Origin of the sequence: Cupriavidus taiwanensis, from assembly GCF_900250075.1 — a bacterium.
GTDB lineage: Bacteria > Pseudomonadota > Gammaproteobacteria > Burkholderiales > Burkholderiaceae > Cupriavidus > Cupriavidus taiwanensis_C.
Genome location: NZ_LT977070.1, coordinates 3,488,791 through 3,508,538, shown reverse-complemented (window position 1 = coordinate 3,508,538; position 19,748 = coordinate 3,488,791). Strand labels below are relative to the sequence as shown.

The following is a 19,748-nucleotide window of genomic DNA, read 5'->3' as shown; positions in this document are numbered from 1 at the left end:
CCATCCGCGAAGGTGGCCGTACCGTCGGCGCCGGCGTCGTGGCAAAGATCCTCGACTAAGCTGTTCGATAGCGAATGCGGCACCAACCGGCCGCATTCGTTGCCAGAGGGGTTGGCGCAAGCGTCGACCCCGAAGTTGTTTTAGGGGTATAGCTCAACTGGCAGAGCGTCGGTCTCCAAAACCGAAGGTTGGGGGTTCGATTCCCTCTGCCCCTGCCAAATCAATCAGCCGCGTCGCGAGGAACAATCGTGACGCGGCTTAGTCTCGTTTGCGAAACATGGCCAATCCCAATGTTGAAACCGTGAATGCCAGCAGCGGCAAGTGGATGCTTGGCGTCGCGGTGCTGCTGGTGGTGGCGGGCGTCATCGGTTTCTATGCACTGGCACAGCAACCGTCTTATGTACGTGGCGCCGCACTGTTCGGTGGTATTGCACTGGGTATCGTGGTTGCGCTGGTGTCGGCACCGGGCAAGGACTTTATCGGGTTCGCCAAGGAATCGTATCGGGAAGTTCGCAAGGTCGTCTGGCCGACGCGCAAGGAAGCCGGGCAGATGACGGGACTGGTCTTTGTCTTTGTCGTCGTCATGGCCCTGTTCCTGTGGTCGGCGGACAAGCTCATCGAGTGGGTGGTGTTCTCGCTCGTGCTGGGCTGGAAATAAGAGGTAGCACATGACGGATAACGCCCAGCAGGAAACCGCCGCGCCGGAATCGCCTTCGTCGAAGAAGCGCTGGTATGTGGTGCATGCCTACTCCGGCATGGAGAAGAGCGTGCAACGCGCGCTGCAGGAGCGCATCGAGCGCGCCGAGATGCAGGACAAGTTTGGCCGCATCCTGGTGCCGTCCGAAGAAGTGGTGGAAATCAAGGGGGGCCACAAGTCGGTCACCGAGCGTCGTTTCTTCCCCGGCTACGTGCTGGTGGAAATGGAAATGACCGACGAGACCTGGCACCTGGTGAAGAACACCAGCAAGGTTACCGGTTTCGTGGGCGGCGCCCGCAATCGCCCGAGCCCGATTTCGCAGCGCGAAGTCGACAAGATCATGACCCAGATGCAGGAAGGGGTCGAGAAGCCGCGTCCCAAGACGCTGTTCGAAGTGGGCGAAATGGTGCGCGTCAAGGACGGCCCGTTCACCGATTTCAACGGCAACGTCGAAGAAGTGAATTACGAGAAATCGCGCCTGCGCGTCTCGGTCACCATCTTCGGACGTGCAACGCCGGTCGAGCTCGAGTTCGGCCAGGTCGAAAAGGTTTAAGGAATTTGCCGGTTGTCGGCCGAAAGGGCGGCAACCGGCAGCGGCGGTGCCCCAGGGCGCTGCCAAAGAGGAGCGTGAGGCCGTGCCACCGGTGCGGCGACAGCGCGTTACGACTCAACAGGATCGCAACCCCCGCGTGGAGCGATCCGGATTGGAGTAGAGATGGCCAAGAAGATCATTGGCTTTATCAAGCTGCAGATTCCGGCTGGTAAGGCAAATCCCTCCCCGCCCGTTGGTCCCGCACTGGGTCAGCGTGGTCTGAACATCATGGAGTTCTGCAAGGCGTTCAACGCCCAGACCCAGGGTATGGAACCCGGTCTGCCGGTGCCGGTGGTGATTACCGCCTTCGCCGACAAGAGCTTCACCTTCGTGATGAAGTCGCCGCCGGCGACCGTGCTGATCAAGAAGGCAGCCGGCATCACCAAGGGTTCGCCGAAGCCGCACACCGACAAGGTTGGCAAGATCACCCGCGCCCAGGCTGAAGAAATCGCCAAGGCCAAGAACGCTGACCTGACCGCCGCCGACCTGGACGCCGCCGTGCGTACCATCGCCGGTTCGGCTCGTTCGATGGGCATCACCGTGGAGGGTCTGTAAATGGCTAAGGTTTCCAAGCGCGTCGCCGCCAACAAGGCGAAGATCGAGCGTACCAAGTTCTACCCGATCGACGAGGCCCTGGGCCTGGTGAAGGGCTGCGCCTCGGCGAAGTTCGACGAGTCGATCGACGTGGCCGTGCAACTGGGCATCGACGCCAAGAAGTCGGACCAGGTGGTGCGTGGTTCCGTGGTGCTGCCCGCCGGTACCGGCAAGTCGGTGCGCGTGGCCGTGTTCGCCCAGGGCGACAAGGCCGAGGCCGCCAAGGCCGCCGGTGCCGACATCGTCGGCATGGAAGACCTGGCCGAGCAAGTCAAGGCCGGCAACCTGAACTTCGACGTCGTGATCGCCTCGCCGGACACGATGCGTATCGTCGGTACGCTGGGCCAGATCCTGGGCCCGCGCGGCCTGATGCCGAACCCGAAGGTCGGTACCGTGACCCCCGATGTGGCCCAGGCCGTGAAGAACGCCAAGGCCGGTCAGGTCCAGTTCCGTGTCGACAAGGCCGGTATCATCCACGCCACCATCGGCCGCCGTTCGTTCGAAGACGCCGCGCTGAAGAGCAACCTGGCGGCGCTGCTGGACGCGCTGGTCAAGGCCAAGCCGGCCACCAGCAAGGGCGTGTACCTGCGCAAGGTTGCGGTCTCGTCGACCATGGGCGTGGGCGTGCGTGTCGACCAGGCTACGCTGGCAGCCTGAGCTGACGGCATATTGCTGACCGGAACCCGATAACACCGGTCGGCAAGCAAGAATTGAAGACCCTGGCCTGTGGCGAGGGTCGTCTCCGGACCGCGAGGAAAGGAGCAAGGCTTTGGGCAGTGGTGCCGTGTTCGATGCGAAAGCATCGCCGGTACCGCTGGTTATCAAAGACCGCTGGTGTCCTTGTCCGCGGCAGCAGGGCGGAAAGGGCTTAATCGGTCGGAGCTGGAGCGCAGGCGCTACGCCTGAACCCCGCTTTCCGGCCAGCCAGCGCAGATGGCGCACCCGAAGGGATTGATGAAGCCGGGCCTCGACCCGGATGATTCGGGCCAATCGGACGCCGTTCGTTTGTGCTGACGTGAAGGCTCCGACATTGCCGGAGACCCAGCGTCATTTTGGAGCTTAACCGTGCCACTCAATATTGAAGATAAGAAGGCCGTCGTTGCTGAGGTCTCGGCGCAAGTCGCCAAGGCCCAGACCATCGTCGTCGCCGAATATCGCGGCATTGCGGTTGGCGATCTGACCAAGCTGCGTGCTGCCGCTCGCCAGCAAGGCGTGTACCTGCGCGTTCTGAAGAACACGCTGGCCCGCCGTGCCGTCGAAGGTACGCCGTTTGCAGGCCTCGCAGAGCAGATGACCGGTCCGCTGATCTACGGTATTTCCGAAGATGCAGTGGCCTCGGCCAAGGTTCTGAACGACTTCGCCAAGACCAACGACAAGCTGGTCCTGCGCGCCGGGTCGTATGACGGCAAGGTTCTCGACGCTGCCGCCGTGAAGGCGCTGGCCTCGATCCCGAGCCGCGACGAACTGATTGCTCAGCTGCTGGGCGTGATGCAGGCACCGGTGTCGGGCTTCGCCCGTCTGCTGGCTGCTCTGGCCGCCAAGAAGGCAGAAGGCGCTCCCGCGGAAGCGGAAGCTGCCGGCGCCTAAGGCAATCCAGGCCGCGCATCGCAAGATCGCATTACCGATACCGAATCAAATCTAGTAGGAGTATTTCAAATGGCAATCACCAAAGACGACATCCTGGAAGCCGTTGGCGCGATGTCCGTGATGGAACTGAACGACCTGGTCAAGGCGTTCGAAGAGAAGTTTGGCGTGTCGGCCGCTGCCATGGCCGTGGCTGCTGCTCCGGGCGCTGCCGGTGCTGCTGCTGCCGAAGAGCAGACCGAATTCAACGTGATCCTGGCCGAAGTCGGCGCCAACAAGGTTGGCGTGATTAAGGCTGTTCGCGAAATCACCGGCCTGGGCCTGAAGGAAGCCAAGGACCTGGTCGATGGCGCACCGAAGCCCGTCAAGGAAGGCGTGGACAAGGCTGCTGCTGCCGAAGCCAAGAAGAAGCTGGAAGACGCCGGCGCCAAGGTCGACGTCAAGTAATGCTGTACTCGCGTGCCCCCGCGGCACGCGAACAGGGCTGGCAAAGGGAAATTCCCGGCGCCAGCCTTTTTGCGCTTGTGCGTTTGTGTTTTAGTCAACACTCGGCGCAGCGCTAATGCGGTAAATGTGATTTTTGCGACTCGCGGCGACGGTGCATTTGCCTGCGATTCAGCAGAGGCCAAACATCAGTGGCACACTAAGTGGTTGCTGCTGATGTTTGTCTTCTGAACCGACTGCAGAAGACAAGTTTGGTCGGGTGTCCCCCGGGCGAGTACAGGCGTTGCGCTGAAGCGACGACCACACCGCCCGCAGCGTGCGGACACCGTCAGCCAGAGGTTGGTAGCGGCCAACCGCCAAATCCCCTCCCAGTCGCTGAACACCTCAGGTCCGGCCAGGTCCAGCCAGCCCTGCGATGATTCGGAGATCCCATGGCGTACAGCTTCACCGAAAAGAAGCGCATTCGCAAAAGCTTTGCGAAGCGCGCGACGGTACATCAGGTTCCATTCCTGCTTGCCACCCAGATTGAATCCTACACCCAGTTCTTGCAAGCGGATACGCCACCCGCACGTCGCAAGACCGAAGGCCTGCAGGCCGCTTTCAACGCGATTTTCCCGATCTCCTCGCATAATGGGCTTGCCCGTATGGAGTTCGTCTCGTATCACCTGTCCAACCCGCCCTTTGACGTCAAGGAATGCCAGCAGCGTGGCCTGACGTTCCACTCGGCGCTGCGCGCCAAGGTTCGCCTGATCATCAACGATCGCGAGAACCCGGGCAAGGTCAAGGAAGTGAAGGAGCAGGAAGTCTACATGGGCGAGATTCCGCTCATGACTTCCACGGGCTCGTTCGTCATCAACGGCACCGAGCGTGTCATCGTCTCGCAGCTGCACCGCTCGCCGGGCGTGTTCTTCGAGCACGACAAGGGCAAGACCCACAGCTCGGGCAAGCTGCTGTTCTCGGCACGCATCATCCCCTACCGCGGTTCGTGGCTGGACTTCGAATTCGACCCGAAGGACATCCTGTACTTCCGCGTCGACCGCCGCCGCAAGATGCCGGTGACGATCCTGCTGAAGTCGATCGGCCTGACCCCGGAACAGATCCTGGCGCACTTCTTCGTGTTCGACAACTTCACGCTGCAGTCGGAAGGCGCGCAGCTGGAGTTCGTGCCCGAGCGCCTGCGCGGTGAAGTCGCGCGCTTCGACATCGCCGACAAGAACGGCCGCGTGGTGGTCGAGAAGGACAAGCGGATCAACGCCAAGCACATCCGCGACCTGGACTCGGCCGGCACCAAGCTGATCAGCGTGCCGGAAGACTACCTGCTGGGCCGCGTGCTGGCCAAGAACATCATCGACCCGGATACCGGCGAGGTGATCGCCAACGCCAACGACGAGCTGACCGAAGCGCTGCTGGAAAACCTGCGCGAAGCTGGCGTCAAGCAGATCCAGACCCTGTACACCAACGACCTGGACCAGGGCCCGTACATGTCGCAGACCCTGCGCGTGGACGAGACCGTCGACCAGACCGCCGCGCGTATCGCGATCTACCGCATGATGCGCCCGGGCGAGCCGCCGACCGAGGAAGCCGTGGAAGCGCTGTTCCAGCGCCTGTTCTACAGCGAAGAGTCGTACGACCTGTCGCGCGTTGGCCGCATGAAGGTGAACAGCCGCCTGGGCCGCCCCAGCGGCGAAGGCGCCATGGTGCTGCAGGACGAGGACATTCTCGAGACCATCAAGATCCTGGTCAACCTGCGCAACGGCAAGGGCGAGGTCGATGACATCGATCACCTGGGCAACCGTCGCGTGCGTTGCGTCGGCGAACTGGCCGAAAACCAGTTCCGCGCCGGCCTGTCGCGCGTGGAGCGTGCCGTCAAGGAACGTCTGGGCCAGGCCGAGACCGAGAACCTGATGCCGCACGACCTGATCAACTCGAAGCCGATCTCGTCGGCGATCCGCGAGTTCTTCGGTTCGTCGCAGCTGTCGCAGTTCATGGACCAGACCAACCCGCTGTCGGAGATCACGCACAAGCGCCGCGTTTCCGCACTGGGCCCGGGCGGCCTGACCCGCGAGCGCGCCGGCTTTGAAGTCCGCGACGTGCACCCGACCCACTACGGCCGCGTGTGCCCGATCGAAACGCCGGAAGGTCCGAACATTGGCCTGATCAACTCGCTGGCACTGTATGCCCGCCTGAACGAATACGGCTTCCTGGAAACGCCGTACCGCAAGGTGGTCGACAGCAAGCTGACCGACGAGGTCGACTACCTGTCGGCGATCGAAGAAGGCAAGTACGTGGTGGCGCAGGCCAACGCGACCGTCGATGCCGACGGCAACCTGACCGACGAACTGGTGTCGGCGCGCGAAGGCTCCGAGCGTGAAACCCGCATGGTGACGCCGGACCGCGTACAGTACATCGACGTGGCGCCGTCGCAGATCGTGTCGGCCGCTGCCTCGCTGGTGCCGTTCCTGGAACACGATGACGCGAACCGTGCACTGATGGGCGCGAACATGCAGCGTCAGGCCGTGCCTTGCCTGCGTCCGGACAAGCCGCTGGTCGGCACCGGCATCGAGCGCACCGTTGCGGTCGACTCGGGTACGGCCGTGCAGGCGATGCGTGGCGGCGTGGTCGACTACGTCGACGCGATGCGTATCGTGATCCGCGTGAACGACGACGAAGCCGTCGCCGGTGAAGTCGGCGTGGACATCTACAACCTGATCAAGTACACGCGCTCGAACCAGAACACCAACATCAACCAGCGTCCGATGGTCAAGGTGGGCGACCACGTGGCCCGCGGCGACGTCATCGCCGACGGCGCCTCGACCGACCTGGGCGAGCTGGCGCTGGGCCAGAACATGCTGGTGGCGTTCATGCCGTGGAACGGCTACAACTTCGAGGATTCGATCCTGATCTCGGAGCGTGTGGTGGCCGAAGACCGCTATACCTCGATCCACATCGAGGAACTGTCGGTCGTCGCCCGCGACACCAAGCTGGGACCGGAAGAAATCACGCGCGATATCTCGAACCTGGCCGAAGCCCAGCTGGCTCGCCTGGACGAGTCGGGCATCACCTACATCGGTGCCGAGGTTGAAGCCGGCGACGTGCTGGTGGGCAAGGTCACGCCGAAGGGCGAGACCCAGCTGACGCCGGAAGAGAAGCTGCTGCGCGCGATCTTCGGCGAGAAGGCGTCGGACGTGAAGGACACCTCGCTGCGCGTGCCGTCGGGCATGAGCGGCATCGTGATCGACGTCCAGGTCTTCACCCGCGAAGGCGTGACGCGCGACAAGCGTGCCCAGTCGATCATCGACGACGAACTGAAGCGCTACCGCCTGGACCTGAACGACCAGCTGCGTATCGTGGAAGGCGACGCGTTCCAGCGTCTGGAGCGTCTGCTGGTCGACAAGACCGTCAACGGCGGTCCGAAGAAGCTGGCCAAGGGTGCCAAGATCACCAAGGAGTACCTGGCGGACATCGACAAGTACCACTGGTTCGACATCCGTCCGGCCGACGAGGAACTGGCCGCCCAGCTGGAAGCCGTCAAGGAAGCCATCGAGCAGAAGCGCCACGAATTCGACCTGGCCTTCGAAGAGAAGCGCAAGAAGCTGACGCAGGGCGACGAACTGCCGCCGGGCGTGATCAAGATGGTCAAGGTCTACCTGGCCGTGAAGCGCCGCCTGCAGCCTGGCGACAAGATGGCCGGCCGTCACGGTAACAAGGGTGTGGTGTCGAAGATCGTGCCGATCGAAGACATGCCGTACATGGCGGACGGTACCCCGGCCGACATCGTGCTGAACCCGCTGGGCGTGCCGTCGCGGATGAACGTGGGCCAGATCCTGGAAACCCACCTGGGCTGGGCCGCGCGCGGCCTGGGCCAGCGCATCGGCGACATGCTCAAGGCTTCGGCCAAGGCGCAGGAACTGCGCACGCTGCTCTCGCAGATCTACAACGAGAGCGGCAAGCCGGAAGACCTGGACAGCCTGAGCGATGCCGAAGTGCTGGAGCTGGCGCACAACCTGAAGAAGGGTGTGCCGTTCGCGACCCCGGTGTTCGATGGTGCGCACGAGAAGGAAATCAAGCGCATGCTCGACCTGGCCTACCCGGACGAGATTGCCGCCGAGAAGGGCCTGACGGCTTCCAAGCAGCAGGTCACGCTGCACGACGGACGCACCGGCGAAGCGTTCGAGCGTCCGGTCACGCTGGGTGTGATGCACATGCTGAAGCTGCACCACCTGGTCGACGACAAGATGCACGCGCGTTCCACCGGCCCGTACTCGCTGGTGACGCAGCAGCCGCTGGGCGGCAAGGCCCAGTTCGGTGGCCAGCGTTTCGGTGAGATGGAAGTGTGGGCACTGGAAGCCTACGGCGCGTCGTACGTGCTGCAGGAAATGCTGACGGTCAAGTCCGATGACGTGAACGGCCGTACCAAGGTGTACGAGAACATCGTCAAGGGCGAGCACTCGATCGACGCCGGCATGCCGGAATCGTTCAACGTGCTGGTGAAGGAAATCCGCTCGCTGGGTATCGACATCGACCTCGATCGCTACTGATCGAGACGATGCGGGTGCCGGCCACGGCGGGCACCCACCAGCGAAGGATTTCCCACAGGATGAATGCCATCGACCCGGACAGACTCCGGGACGGTGGCGAAACAAGGAGTTGCAATGAAAGCATTGCTCGATCTCTTTAAGCAGGTACAGCAGGAAGAGCAGTTCGACGCGATCAAGATCGGCCTGGCCTCGCCCGAGAAGATCCGTTCGTGGTCGTACGGCGAAGTGAAGAAGCCGGAAACGATCAACTATCGTACGTTCAAGCCGGAACGCGACGGCCTGTTCTGCGCCAAGATCTTTGGCCCGATCAAGGACTACGAGTGCCTGTGCGGCAAGTACAAGCGCCTGAAGCACCGCGGCGTGATCTGCGAGAAGTGCGGCGTTGAAGTGACGCTGGCCAAGGTGCGCCGCGAGCGCATGGGCCATATCGAACTGGCCGCGCCGACCGCGCACATCTGGTTCCTGAAGTCGCTGCCGTCGCGCCTGGGCATGGTCCTGGACATGACGCTGCGCGACATCGAGCGCGTGCTGTACTTCGAAGCGTTCGTGGTGATCGAACCCGGCATGACCCCGCTCAAGAAGAGCCAGATCATGTCCGAAGACGACTACCTGGCGAAGTGCGACGAGTACGGCGAGGGCGAATTCGTCGCCATGATGGGTGCCGAGGGCATCCGTGAACTGCTGCGCGGCATCGACATCGAGAAGCAGATCGAACAGATCCGCGCCGAACTGCAGGCCACCGGCTCCGAAGCCAAGATCAAGAAGTTCGCCAAGCGCCTGAAGGTGCTCGAGGCCTTCCAGCGTTCGGGCATCAAGCCCGAGTGGATGATCCTCGAAGTGCTGCCGGTGCTGCCGCCCGAGCTGCGCCCGCTGGTGCCGCTGGACGGCGGCCGCTTCGCGACCTCGGACCTGAACGACCTGTATCGCCGCGTCATCAACCGTAACAACCGCCTCAAGCGCCTGCTGGAGCTGAAGGCCCCCGAGATCATCGTGCGCAACGAAAAGCGCATGCTGCAGGAAGCGGTTGACTCGCTGCTGGACAACGGCCGTCGCGGCAAGGCGATGACCGGCGCCAACAAGCGTCCGCTGAAGTCGCTGGCCGAAATGATCAAGGGCAAGGGCGGCCGTTTCCGTCAGAACCTGCTGGGCAAGCGCGTCGACTACTCGGGCCGTTCGGTCATCGTGGTGGGCCCGACGCTCAAGCTGCACCAGTGCGGCCTGCCAAAGCTGATGGCGCTCGAGCTGTTCAAGCCGTTCATCTTCCACAAGCTGGAAACGATGGGCATCGCCACCACCATCAAGGCGGCGAAGAAGGAAGTCGAAAGCCAGACCCCGGTGGTGTGGGACATCCTCGAAGAGGTGATCCGCGAGCACCCGGTGATGCTGAACCGTGCGCCGACGCTGCACCGCCTGGGTATCCAGGCGTTCGAGCCGGTGCTGATCGAAGGCAAGGCCATCCAGCTGCACCCGCTGGTGTGCGCGGCGTTCAACGCCGACTTCGACGGTGACCAGATGGCTGTCCACGTGCCGCTGTCGCTGGAAGCGCAGATGGAAGCCCGCACCCTGATGCTGGCCTCCAACAACGTGCTGTTCCCGGCCAACGGCGACCCGTCGATCGTGCCGTCGCAGGACGTGGTGCTGGGCCTGTACTACACCACCCGCGACAAGATCAACGGCAAGGGCGAAGGCATGACCTTCGCCGACATCAGCGAAGTGATCCGCGCCTACGAGAACAAGGAAGTCGAACTGGCTTCGCGCGTGAACGTGCGTATCACCGAGTATGAGCTGGTCGACAAGGACGCCGAAGGCGACGCGCGTTTCGCGCCCAAGATCACGCTGCAGGCCACCACGGTCGGCCGCGCGATCCTGTCCGAGATCCTGCCAAAGGGCCTGCCGTTCTCGGTGCTGAACAAGCCGCTGAAGAAGAAGGAAATCTCGCGCCTGATCAACACGGCGTTCCGCCGCTGCGGCCTGCGCGAGACCGTGATCTTCGCTGACAAGCTGCTGCAGTCGGGCTTCCGCCTGGCGACCCGCGCCGGTATCTCGATCGCGATCGACGACATGCTGGTGCCGCCGGCGAAGGAAAAGATCATCGCCGAGGCCTCGGCCAAGGTGAAGGAATACGACAAGCAGTACATGTCGGGTCTGGTGACCGACCAGGAGCGCTACAACAACGTCGTGGACATCTGGGGCGCCGCCGGCGACCAGGTGGGCAAGGCGATGATGGAGCAGCTGCAGCACGAGGACGTGGTCGACCGCGAAGGCAAGACCGTGAAGCAGGAGTCGTTCAACTCCATCTACATGATGGCCGACTCGGGCGCACGGGGTTCCGCCGCGCAGATCCGCCAGCTGGCCGGCATGCGCGGCCTGATGGCCAAGCCGGATGGCTCGATCATTGAAACGCCGATTACGGCGAACTTCCGTGAAGGCCTGAACGTTCTGCAGTACTTCATCTCGACCCACGGCGCCCGTAAGGGCCTGGCCGATACCGCACTGAAGACCGCGAACTCGGGTTACCTGACCCGTCGTCTGGTCGACGTGACGCAGGATCTGGTCGTGGTGGAAGACGACTGCGGCACCTCCAACGGCGTGGCCATGAAGGCCCTGGTCGAAGGCGGTGAAGTGATCGAAGCCCTGCGCGACCGTATCCTCGGCCGCGTGACCGTGGCTGACGTGGTCAACCCGGAAACCCAGGAAACCGCGATCGAATCCGGCACGCTGCTGGACGAAGACCTGGTCGAGCTGATCGACAACATCGGCGTGGACGAAGTCAAGGTTCGCACCCCGCTGTCGTGCGACACGCGCTACGGCCTGTGCGCCAAGTGCTACGGCCGCGACCTGGGCCGCGGCGTGCTGGTGAACTCGGGCGAAGCGGTGGGCGTGATTGCCGCCCAGTCGATCGGTGAGCCGGGCACGCAGCTGACCATGCGTACGTTCCACATCGGTGGTGCGGCATCGCGTGCGGCAGTGGCCTCGAGCGTGGAAGCGAAGGCGACCGGTACGGTCCGCTTCACCGCGACCATGCGCTACGTGACCAACGCCAAGGGCGAACTGATCGTGATCTCGCGTTCGGGCGAGGCGCTGATCACCGACGACCACGGCCGCGAGCGCGAGCGCCACAAGATCCCGTACGGCGCCACGCTGCTGGTGCAGGACGGCCAGTCGATCAAGGCCGGCACGCAGCTGGCGACCTGGGACGCGCTGACGCGCCCGATCGTCTCCGAGTACTCGGGCACGATCAAGTTCGAGAACGTCGAAGAAGGCGTGACCGTCGCCAAGCAGATGGACGAAGTGACGGGCCTGTCGACCCTGGTGGTGATCGACGCCAAGCGCCGCACGGCCGCAACCAAGGGCATCCGCCCGCAGGTGAAGCTGCTCGACGCCAACGGCCAGGAAGTGAAGATCCCGGGCACGGACCATTCCGTGACCATCGGCTTCCAGGTCGGCGCGCTGATTACCGTGAAGGACGGCCAGCAGGTGCACGTGGGTGAAGTGCTCGCGCGTATCCCGACCGAGTCGCAGAAGACCCGCGACATTACCGGTGGTCTGCCGCGCGTGGCCGAGCTGTTCGAAGCGCGTTCGCCGAAGGATGCCGCCGTGCTGGCGGAAGTCACCGGCACGACCTCGTTCGGCAAGGACACCAAGGGCAAGCAGCGCCTGGTCATCACCGACCTGGACGGCAATGCCCACGAGTTCCTGATCGCGAAGGAAAAGCAGGTGCTGGTGCACGACGGCCAGGTGGTGAACAAGGGCGAAATGATCGTGGAAGGTCCGGCGGACCCGCACGACATCCTGCGCCTGAAGGGCATCGAAGAGCTGGCGCACTACATCGTCGACGAAGTCCAGGACGTGTACCGTCTGCAGGGCGTGAAGATCAACGACAAGCACATCGAGGTGATCGTTCGCCAGATGCTGCGTCGGGTCCAGATCGTCGATGTGGGCGACACCAAGTTCATCCCGGGTGAACAGGTGGAGCGTTCGGAACTGCTCGACGAGAACGACCGCGTGATCGCCGAAGGCAAGCGTCCGGCGACCTACGAGAACCTGCTGCTGGGTATTACCAAGGCGTCGCTGTCGACCGACAGCTTCATCTCGGCGGCATCGTTCCAGGAAACCACGCGCGTGCTGACCGAAGCCGCGATCATGGGCAAGACCGACGACCTGCGTGGCCTGAAGGAAAACGTGATCGTCGGCCGCCTGATCCCGGCCGGTACCGGCCTGGCCTACCACCGTGCCCGCAAGGCGCGCGAGGCCTCCGAGCGCGAACGCGCCCAGGCGATCGCCGAAGAAGAGCAGTCGCTCTTCATCGAGCCGCCGGTGGTGCAGGCGACCGAGGGCGAAGGCGACAACGCCTGATCTCGATGCAGTGATGACCGCCGCAAGGCGGACCAAAGCCCGGCTGATCCAGCCGGGCTTTTTTTTCGTCCGCGCGCGGCGCCGGCCTTTCGTGAGAAACATCGGAGAGTTTGCTGCGCGGGCGCGGCGGCGGGCCCCCTTAGTGGTAAGGTTACGGCTTTTCCGGCTCCAGCATTTCCGTTGTCCATGTCGCAAGCACTGGCGATCCTCAAGGATGTCTTCGGCTACCACGCCTTCCGCGGGCGCCAGGCCGAGATCATCGACCACGTCGCCACCGGCGGCGATTGCCTGGTGCTGATGCCGACCGGCGGCGGCAAGTCGCTGTGCTACCAGATTCCGGCGCTGCTGCGCCAGCGCGCCGGCGATGGCGTGGGCATCGTGGTGTCGCCGCTGATCGCGCTGATGCAGGACCAGGTCGCGGCGCTGACCGAGGCCGGCGTGCGCGCCGCGGTGCTCAACTCGACGCTGACCGGCGCCGAGGCCTCGGCGGTCGAGCGCGACCTGCTGGCAGGGCGCATCGAGATCCTCTACGTGGCGCCGGAACGGCTGATGACGCCGCGCTTCCTTGACCTGCTGGAGCGCACCCGCGTCGGCCTGTTCGCCATCGACGAAGCCCACTGCGTGTCGCAATGGGGCCATGACTTCCGGCCCGAGTACATCCAGCTGTCGGTGCTGCACGAGCGCTTCCCGTACGTGCCGCGCATCGCGCTGACCGCGACCGCCGACGCGCTGACGCGCGAAGAGATCGTCGAGCGGCTGGCGCTGCACGACGCGCGCATCTTCATCTCCAGCTTCGACCGGCCCAATATCCGCTACCGCATCGTCGAGAAGGACAATGCGCGCCAGCAGCTGCTCGCCTTCATCAAGGCCGAACATACCGCGGCCGACGGCACCCACGACAGCGGCATCGTCTATTGCCTGTCGCGCAAGAAGGTCGAGGACACCGCGCAATGGCTGAGCGGCCACGGCATCAACGCACTCGCCTACCATGCCGGCATGGACGCCCAGGTGCGGCAGCACCACCAGGCGCGCTTCCGCGAAGAGGAAGGGCTGGTGATGGTGGCGACGATCGCCTTCGGCATGGGCATCGACAAGCCCGACGTACGCTTTGTCGCCCACCTGGACCTGCCCAAGAGCATGGAGGGCTATTACCAGGAAACCGGCCGCGCCGGCCGCGACGGGCTGCCCGCCAATGCCTGGATGGCCTACGGCCTGGGCGACGTGGTGCAGCAGAAGCGCATGATCGACGAATCCGAGGCCGACGAGGCGTTCAAGCGCGTGTCGTCGTCCAAGCTCGACGCGCTGCTGGGGCTTTGCGAAACCGCGGGTTGCCGGCGCGTGCGCATCCTGGCGTATTTCAACGAAGCCAGCGAGCCCTGCGGCAACTGCGATACCTGCCTCGAGCCGCCCGCCACCTGGGACGGCACGCGCGAGGCGCAGATGGCGCTGTCCTGCGTCTACCGCACCGCGCAGGCCAGCCGCGTGCACTTCGGCGCCACCCACCTGATCGACGTGCTGCGCGGCAATGCCTCGGAAAAGATCAAGCAATGGGGCCATGACAAGGTCTCGACCTTCGGCATCGGCAAGGACCGCTCGGTGCATGAGTGGCACACGGTGTTCCGCCAGCTGATCGCGCAAGGCTTGCTGACCATCGACCATGGCGGCCATGGCGCGCTGCTGCTGGGCGAAGACGCCCGCGCGGTGCTCAAGGGCGAGCGCCAGATCATCCTGCGCCGCCAGGCTGCCAGGCCAGGCAAGTCCGGCGAGCGCGCGGCGCGCGGCACGCGCATCGACCATACCGCCGACATGGACGCCGATACGCTGGCCAACTGGGAGGCGCTGCGCCGCTGGCGCACCGAGGCCGCGCGCGAGCATGGCGTACCGGCCTACGTGATCTTCCATGACGCCACGCTGGCCGAACTGGCGCGCACCGCGCCGGATTCGCTCTCGGCGATGCAAGGCATTCCCGGGATTGGCGCCTCCAAGCTGGAGCGCTACGGGCAGGGCATCCTCGACACGCTGCGCGGGGCCTAGCTGGTACGGTCTGCCAGTCGGGTATACGGCTTGACGGTATACGAATCCGCTGCTAGGATGCCAGATTCGAGTTTTTGGCTTTGGATTTCGCTCGCCCGTCGGATAAGTGGCCCTGAGGTCGCTGCCGGCAAGCCTACCGGACTGGGTTTCCATGGACGGGTGGCGGCAGACGCGGGATCCGGGTGCCGGCTCGCGCTCTTTGGCATGCTGTTACCGCACAGTCCCGTCTCCAGAGCGCCCGCTCACCTCTCCCGCCCAAAACCCGTAGTTGCCTCTCCAGCCTGGCGCATGCCGGCACGAGGGGCGTTTTTCGTCAAACCAAGCTGGATTGAACAATGCCAACTATCAACCAACTGGTTCGCAAGCCGCGCGTCTCGGAAGTCATCAAGAGCAAGAGCCCGGCGCTTGAGAACTGCCCCCAGCGCCGTGGCGTGTGCACCCGTGTGTACACCACGACGCCGAAGAAGCCGAACTCGGCACTGCGTAAGGTTGCCAAGGTGCGCCTGACCAACGGTTTCGAAGTCATTTCGTACATCGGCGGTGAAGGCCACAACCTGCAGGAACACTCGGTCGTGCTGATCCGCGGCGGCCGTGTGAAGGATCTGCCGGGTGTGCGTTACCACATCGTCCGTGGTTCGCTGGACCTGCAAGGCGTGAAGGACCGCAAGCAGGCCCGTTCGAAGTACGGCGCGAAGCGTCCGAAGGCAGCCTAAGTTCAGGCAGCCTGGGCCAGCAAGGCCCGAAGCAACAAACGATAGCCTGTGGCGCAAGTCATGGTGCTGTCACCAGGCGGCGGTACAACGGAGCGCCTTTTTGGCAACCGTGCCGTCGAGTAAGTGGTCACCCGGCGAATTTGCTGTCTTTGCATGCAAGCTAGTTGGTGGCCGGAGAGCGGGAAACTCTGACCGCGCTCTCAACTGAATCTAAAGGAAAGAAGATGCCACGTCGTCGTGAAGTCCCGAAGCGGGACGTTCTGCCTGATCCGAAGTTCGGCAACGTTGAAGTTGCCAAGTTCATGAACGTGCTGATGCTGGATGGCAAGAAGTCGGTTGCCGAACGCATCGTGTACGGCGCGTTCGACCAGATCGAAAAGAAGGCAGGCAAGGCCCCCATCGAAGTGTTCTCCGTTGCCATCAACAACGTGAAGCCGGTGGTGGAAGTGAAGAGCCGTCGCGTGGGCGGCGCCAACTATCAGGTTCCGGTCGAAGTCCGTCCGTCGCGTCGTTTGGCATTGGCGATGCGCTGGCTGCGTGAGGCCGCGAAAAAACGCAGTGAGAAGTCGATGGCGCTGCGCCTGGCAGGTGAGCTGCTGGAAGCTGCTGAAGGCCGTGGTGGCGCGATGAAGAAGCGCGACGAAGTGCACCGCATGGCCGAAGCCAACAAGGCGTTCTCGCACTTCCGCTTCTAAAGCGAGCGAAAACATTGTTGGTTGCCGGGCGGGCTGTGTTTTTACACATCTCGCCCGTTTGTGTTAGGGGCGCGGGCCATGAGATGCCGGCGCCTCACGGACGAATAGAGGATTAAAGTGGCTCGTAAGACTCCCATCGAGCGTTACCGTAACATCGGTATTTCGGCTCACATTGACGCGGGTAAAACCACCACGACCGAGCGCATCCTGTTCTACACCGGTGTGAACCACAAGATCGGTGAAGTGCACGACGGCGCCGCCACCATGGACTGGATGGAGCAGGAACAGGAGCGTGGCATCACCATCACCTCCGCTGCCACCACCGCCTTCTGGAAGGGCATGGCCGGCAACTACCCCGAGCACCGCTTCAACATCATCGACACCCCGGGGCACGTGGACTTCACCATCGAGGTGGAGCGTTCCATGCGCGTGCTGGACGGCGCGTGCATGGTGTACTGCGCCGTGGGTGGCGTGCAGCCGCAGTCCGAAACCGTCTGGCGTCAGGCCAACAAGTACGGCGTGCCGCGTCTGGCGTTCGTCAACAAGATGGACCGTACCGGCGCGAACTTCTTCAAGGTCTACGACCAGCTGAAGACCCGCCTGAAGGCCAACCCGGTGCCCGTGGTGGTGCCGATCGGCGCTGAAGACGGCTTCCAGGGCGTGATCGACCTGCTGGAAATGAAGGCGATCATCTGGGACGAAGCCAGCCAGGGCGTGAAGTTCGAGTACCAGGACATCCCGGCCGAGCTGCAAGCCACCGCTGAGGAATGGCGCGAGAAGATGGTCGAGTCCGCCGCCGAAGCCAGCGAAGAGCTGATGGAAAAGTACCTGGGCGGCGAAGAGCTGACCCGTGCCGAGATCGTCAAGGCGCTGCGTGACCGTACCATCGCCTGCGAAATCCAGCCGATGCTGTGCGGCACCGCGTTCAAGAACAAGGGCGTGCAGCGCATGCTCGACGCCGTGATCGACTTCCTGCCGTCGCCGGTCGATATTCCGCCGGTCAAGGGCGTGGACGAAAGCGACGACGAGAAGAAGCTCGAGCGCAAGGCCGACGACAACGAGAAGTTCTCGGCGCTGGCGTTCAAGATCATGACCGACCCGTTCGTCGGCCAGCTGATCTTCTTCCGCGTGTATTCGGGCAAGATCAATTCGGGCGACACCGTGTACAACCCGGTGAAGCAGAAGAAGGAGCGTCTGGGCCGTATTCTGCAGATGCACGCCAACCAGCGCGAAGAAATCAAGGAAGTGCTGGCCGGCGACATCGCCGCCGCGGTGGGCCTGAAGGATGCCACCACGGGCGATACGCTGTGCGATCCGGCTGCCCCGATCGTGCTCGAGCGCATGGTGTTCCCGGAGCCGGTGATCTCGCAGGCTGTCGAGCCGAAGACCAAGGCTGACCAGGAAAAGATGGGCATCGCCCTGAACCGCCTGGCCGCTGAAGATCCGTCGTTCCGCGTGCGCACCGATGAAGAATCGGGCCAGACCATCATTTCGGGCATGGGCGAGCTCCACCTCGAAATTCTGGTCGACCGCATGAAGCGCGAATTCGGCGTGGAAGCCAACATCGGCGCGCCGCAGGTGGCCTACCGCGAAACCATCCGCAAGAAGGCCGAGGACGTCGAAGGCAAGTTCGTCAAGCAGTCGGGCGGCCGCGGCCAGTACGGTCACGCCGTGATCACGCTGGAACCGCAAGAGCCGGGCAAGGGCTTCGAGTTCATCGACGCCATCAAGGGCGGTGTGATTCCTCGCGAATACATCCCGGCGGTCGAAAAGGGTATCGTCGACACGCTGACGGCAGGTATCCTGGCTGGCTTCCCGGTGGTGGACGTGAAGGTCACGCTGACGTTCGGTTCGTACCACGACGTGGACTCGAACGAAAACGCGTTCCGCATGGCCGGCTCGATGGCTTTCAAGGAAGCCATGCGCAAGGCCAGCCCGGTTCTGCTCGAGCCGATGATGGCCGTGGAAGTGGAAACGCCGGAAGACTACACCGGTACCGTGATGGGCGACCTGTCGTCCCGCCGCGGCATCGTGCAGGGCATGGACGACATGGTGGGCGGCGGCAAGATCATCAAGGCCGAAGTCCCGCTGTCGGAAATGTTCGGTTATTCGACCGCGCTGCGCTCGGCCACGCAAGGCCGCGCCACCTACACCATGGAATTCAAGCACTACGCCGAGGCACCGAAGAACATCGCCGAAGCAGTGATGGCGGCCAAGGGCAAGTAAATAAGCTGTATGCCGCCGCCACCCACCCGGGCGCGGCGGCGTGATGAATCGACAAGACTGCATTCCATTAGGAGCTAAAAAAATGGCAAAGGAAAAGTTCGAGCGGACCAAGCCGCACGTGAACGTTGGTACGATTGGTCACGTTGACCATGGCAAGACCACGCTGACCGCAGCGATCGCCACGGTGCTGGCAGCGAAGTTCGGCGGTGCCGCCAAGAAGTACGACGAAATCGACGCAGCGCCGGAAGAAAAGGCTCGCGGTATTACCATCAATACCGCTCACGTCGAATACGAGACGGCCAACCGCCACTACGCGCACGTTGACTGCCCGGGCCACGCCGACTACGTCAAGAACATGATCACGGGTGCCGCCCAGATGGACGGCGCGATCCTGGTGTGCTCGGCCGCTGACGGCCCGATGCCGCAGACCCGCGAGCACATCCTGCTGGCCCGTCAGGTTGGCGTGCCGTACATCATCGTGTTCCTGAACAAGTGCGACATGGTGGACGACGCCGAACTGCTCGAGCTGGTCGAGATGGAAGTTCGCGAGCTGCTGTCGAAGTACGAATTCCCCGGCGACGACACCCCGATCATCAAGGGTTCGGCCAAGCTGGCGCTGGAAGGCGACAAGGGCGACCTGGGCGAAGAAGCCATCATGCGCCTGGCCGACGCGCTGGACACCTACATCCCGACGCCGGAGCGTGCCGTTGACGGTACCTTCCTGATGCCGGTGGAAGACGTGTTCTCGATCTCGGGTCGCGGCACCGTGGTGACCGGCCGTATCGAGCGCGGCGTGATCAAGGTCGGCGAGGAAATCGAAATCGTCGGTATCAAGCCGACCGTGAAGACCACCTGCACCGGCGTGGAAATGTTCCGCAAGCTGCTGGACCAGGGCCAGGCTGGCGACAACGTCGGTCTGCTGCTGCGCGGCACCAAGCGTGAAGACGTCGAGCGCGGCCAGGTGCTGTGCAAGCCGGGTTCGATCAAGCCGCACACCCACTTCACCGGCGAGGTGTACATCCTGTCGAAGGACGAAGGCGGCCGTCACACCCCGTTCTTCAACAACTATCGCCCGCAGTTCTACTTCCGTACCACCGACGTGACCGGCTCGATCGAGCTGCCGAAGGACAAGGAAATGGTCATGCCGGGTGACAACGTGTCGATCACCGTCAAGCTGATCGCCCCGATCGCCATGGAAGAAGGCCTGCGCTTCGCTATCCGCGAAGGTGGCCGTACCGTCGGCGCCGGCGTCGTGGCAAAGATCCTCGACTAAGC

General features: G+C 63.5%; 14 protein-coding genes and 1 tRNA gene. 14 read left to right on the top strand and 1 reads right to left on the bottom strand.

Going from position 1 to position 19,748, the window contains the following annotated elements; all coding sequences use genetic code 11:
* The first annotated feature begins 142 nt into the window (after positions 1-142).
* The 7 genes from CBM2588_RS16440 to rplL all read left to right on the top strand — a co-directional run bounded on the left by CBM2588_RS16440 (position 143) and on the right by rplL (position 3,914).
* Positions 143-218 (top strand) — tRNA-Trp (locus CBM2588_RS16440).
* 59 nt (positions 219-277) lie between these two features.
* Entirely contained in the window at positions 278-658 is a 381-nt protein-coding gene (gene secE / locus CBM2588_RS16435; protein WP_012354155.1) for a preprotein translocase subunit SecE, read from the top strand.
* A gap of 10 nt (positions 659-668) precedes the next feature.
* Positions 669-1,250 carry a transcription termination/antitermination protein NusG gene (gene nusG / locus CBM2588_RS16430; RefSeq protein WP_012354154.1) on the top strand — a complete coding sequence of 194 codons (582 nt, stop codon included), beginning with the start codon at positions 669-671 and terminating at the stop codon, positions 1,248-1,250.
* A gap of 162 nt (positions 1,251-1,412) precedes the next feature.
* Positions 1,413-1,844, top strand: a complete 432-nt coding sequence (rplK, locus tag CBM2588_RS16425; protein WP_010810467.1) for a 50S ribosomal protein L11 — start codon at positions 1,413-1,415, stop codon at positions 1,842-1,844.
* Positions 1,845-2,540, top strand: coding sequence for a 50S ribosomal protein L1 (gene rplA, locus CBM2588_RS16420; protein ID WP_012354153.1), 696 nt, complete (start codon positions 1,845-1,847; stop codon positions 2,538-2,540).
* A gap of 408 nt (positions 2,541-2,948) precedes the next feature.
* The gene (gene rplJ / locus CBM2588_RS16415; protein WP_092317648.1) at positions 2,949-3,470 is read left to right on the top strand and encodes a 50S ribosomal protein L10; all 522 of its coding nucleotides are present in this window, start codon (positions 2,949-2,951) and stop codon (positions 3,468-3,470) included.
* A 69-nt stretch (positions 3,471-3,539) separates the two neighbouring features.
* Positions 3,540-3,914, top strand: a complete 375-nt coding sequence (gene rplL, locus CBM2588_RS16410; protein WP_012354151.1) for a 50S ribosomal protein L7/L12 — start codon at positions 3,540-3,542, stop codon at positions 3,912-3,914.
* Between the two features lie 185 nt (positions 3,915-4,099).
* Here the strand turns inward: rplL and CBM2588_RS16405 are convergent, their stop codons facing one another.
* The gene (locus CBM2588_RS16405; protein WP_165835220.1) at positions 4,100-4,462 is read right to left on the bottom strand and encodes a hypothetical protein; all 363 of its coding nucleotides are present in this window, start codon (positions 4,460-4,462) and stop codon (positions 4,100-4,102) included.
* Between CBM2588_RS16405 and rpoB the strand changes: the two genes are divergently transcribed.
* The 7 genes from rpoB to tuf all read left to right on the top strand — a co-directional run bounded on the left by rpoB (position 4,343) and on the right by tuf (position 19,746).
* Complete coding sequence (gene rpoB / locus CBM2588_RS16400; RefSeq protein ID WP_115681338.1) at positions 4,343-8,449, top strand: DNA-directed RNA polymerase subunit beta; 4,107 nt, start codon at positions 4,343-4,345, stop codon at positions 8,447-8,449. The two genes, CBM2588_RS16405 and rpoB, sit on opposite strands and share 120 nt — an antisense overlap.
* Positions 8,450-8,563: 114 nt before the next feature.
* Positions 8,564-12,805: a DNA-directed RNA polymerase subunit beta' gene (rpoC, locus tag CBM2588_RS16395; RefSeq protein ID WP_111521310.1), complete on the top strand. Its 4,242-nt coding sequence runs from the start codon at positions 8,564-8,566 to the stop codon at positions 12,803-12,805.
* Between the two features lie 186 nt (positions 12,806-12,991).
* Positions 12,992-14,839, top strand: coding sequence for a DNA helicase RecQ (recQ, locus tag CBM2588_RS16390; RefSeq protein WP_115681337.1), 1,848 nt, complete (start codon positions 12,992-12,994; stop codon positions 14,837-14,839).
* A 335-nt stretch (positions 14,840-15,174) separates the two neighbouring features.
* Positions 15,175-15,552 (top strand): 30S ribosomal protein S12, encoded by a 378-nt coding sequence (gene rpsL / locus CBM2588_RS16385; RefSeq protein ID WP_006576501.1) that lies wholly within the window; start codon positions 15,175-15,177, stop codon positions 15,550-15,552.
* Between the two features lie 224 nt (positions 15,553-15,776).
* Entirely contained in the window at positions 15,777-16,247 is a 471-nt protein-coding gene (rpsG, locus tag CBM2588_RS16380) for a 30S ribosomal protein S7 (protein ID WP_012354147.1), read from the top strand.
* Between the two features lie 117 nt (positions 16,248-16,364).
* Entirely contained in the window at positions 16,365-18,473 is a 2,109-nt protein-coding gene (fusA, locus tag CBM2588_RS16375; RefSeq protein ID WP_115681336.1) for an elongation factor G, read from the top strand.
* An 82-nt stretch (positions 18,474-18,555) separates the two neighbouring features.
* Entirely contained in the window at positions 18,556-19,746 is a 1,191-nt protein-coding gene (tuf, locus tag CBM2588_RS16370; protein WP_018004885.1) for an elongation factor Tu, read from the top strand.
* Positions 19,747-19,748 lie beyond the last annotated feature (2 nt).

What these genes read in the sequence shown, in the direction of transcription:
- rplK (WP_010810467.1), top strand. Translation starts at nt 1,413, where the DNA reads ATGGCCAAGAAGATCATTGGCTTTATCAAGCTGCAGATTCCGGCTGGT.
- rplL (WP_012354151.1), top strand. Translation starts at nt 3,540, where the DNA reads ATGGCAATCACCAAAGACGACATCCTGGAAGCCGTTGGCGCGATGTCC.
- nusG (WP_012354154.1), top strand. Translation starts at nt 669, where the DNA reads ATGACGGATAACGCCCAGCAGGAAACCGCCGCGCCGGAATCGCCTTCG.
- rpsG (WP_012354147.1), top strand. Translation starts at nt 15,777, where the DNA reads ATGCCACGTCGTCGTGAAGTCCCGAAGCGGGACGTTCTGCCTGATCCG.
- rpsL (WP_006576501.1), top strand. Translation starts at nt 15,175, where the DNA reads ATGCCAACTATCAACCAACTGGTTCGCAAGCCGCGCGTCTCGGAAGTC.
- tuf (WP_018004885.1), top strand. Translation starts at nt 18,556, where the DNA reads ATGGCAAAGGAAAAGTTCGAGCGGACCAAGCCGCACGTGAACGTTGGT.
- secE (WP_012354155.1), top strand. Translation starts at nt 278, where the DNA reads ATGGCCAATCCCAATGTTGAAACCGTGAATGCCAGCAGCGGCAAGTGG.
- rpoC (WP_111521310.1), top strand. Translation starts at nt 8,564, where the DNA reads ATGAAAGCATTGCTCGATCTCTTTAAGCAGGTACAGCAGGAAGAGCAG.
- rplA (WP_012354153.1), top strand. Translation starts at nt 1,845, where the DNA reads ATGGCTAAGGTTTCCAAGCGCGTCGCCGCCAACAAGGCGAAGATCGAG.
- recQ (WP_115681337.1), top strand. Translation starts at nt 12,992, where the DNA reads ATGTCGCAAGCACTGGCGATCCTCAAGGATGTCTTCGGCTACCACGCC.
- rpoB (WP_115681338.1), top strand. Translation starts at nt 4,343, where the DNA reads ATGGCGTACAGCTTCACCGAAAAGAAGCGCATTCGCAAAAGCTTTGCG.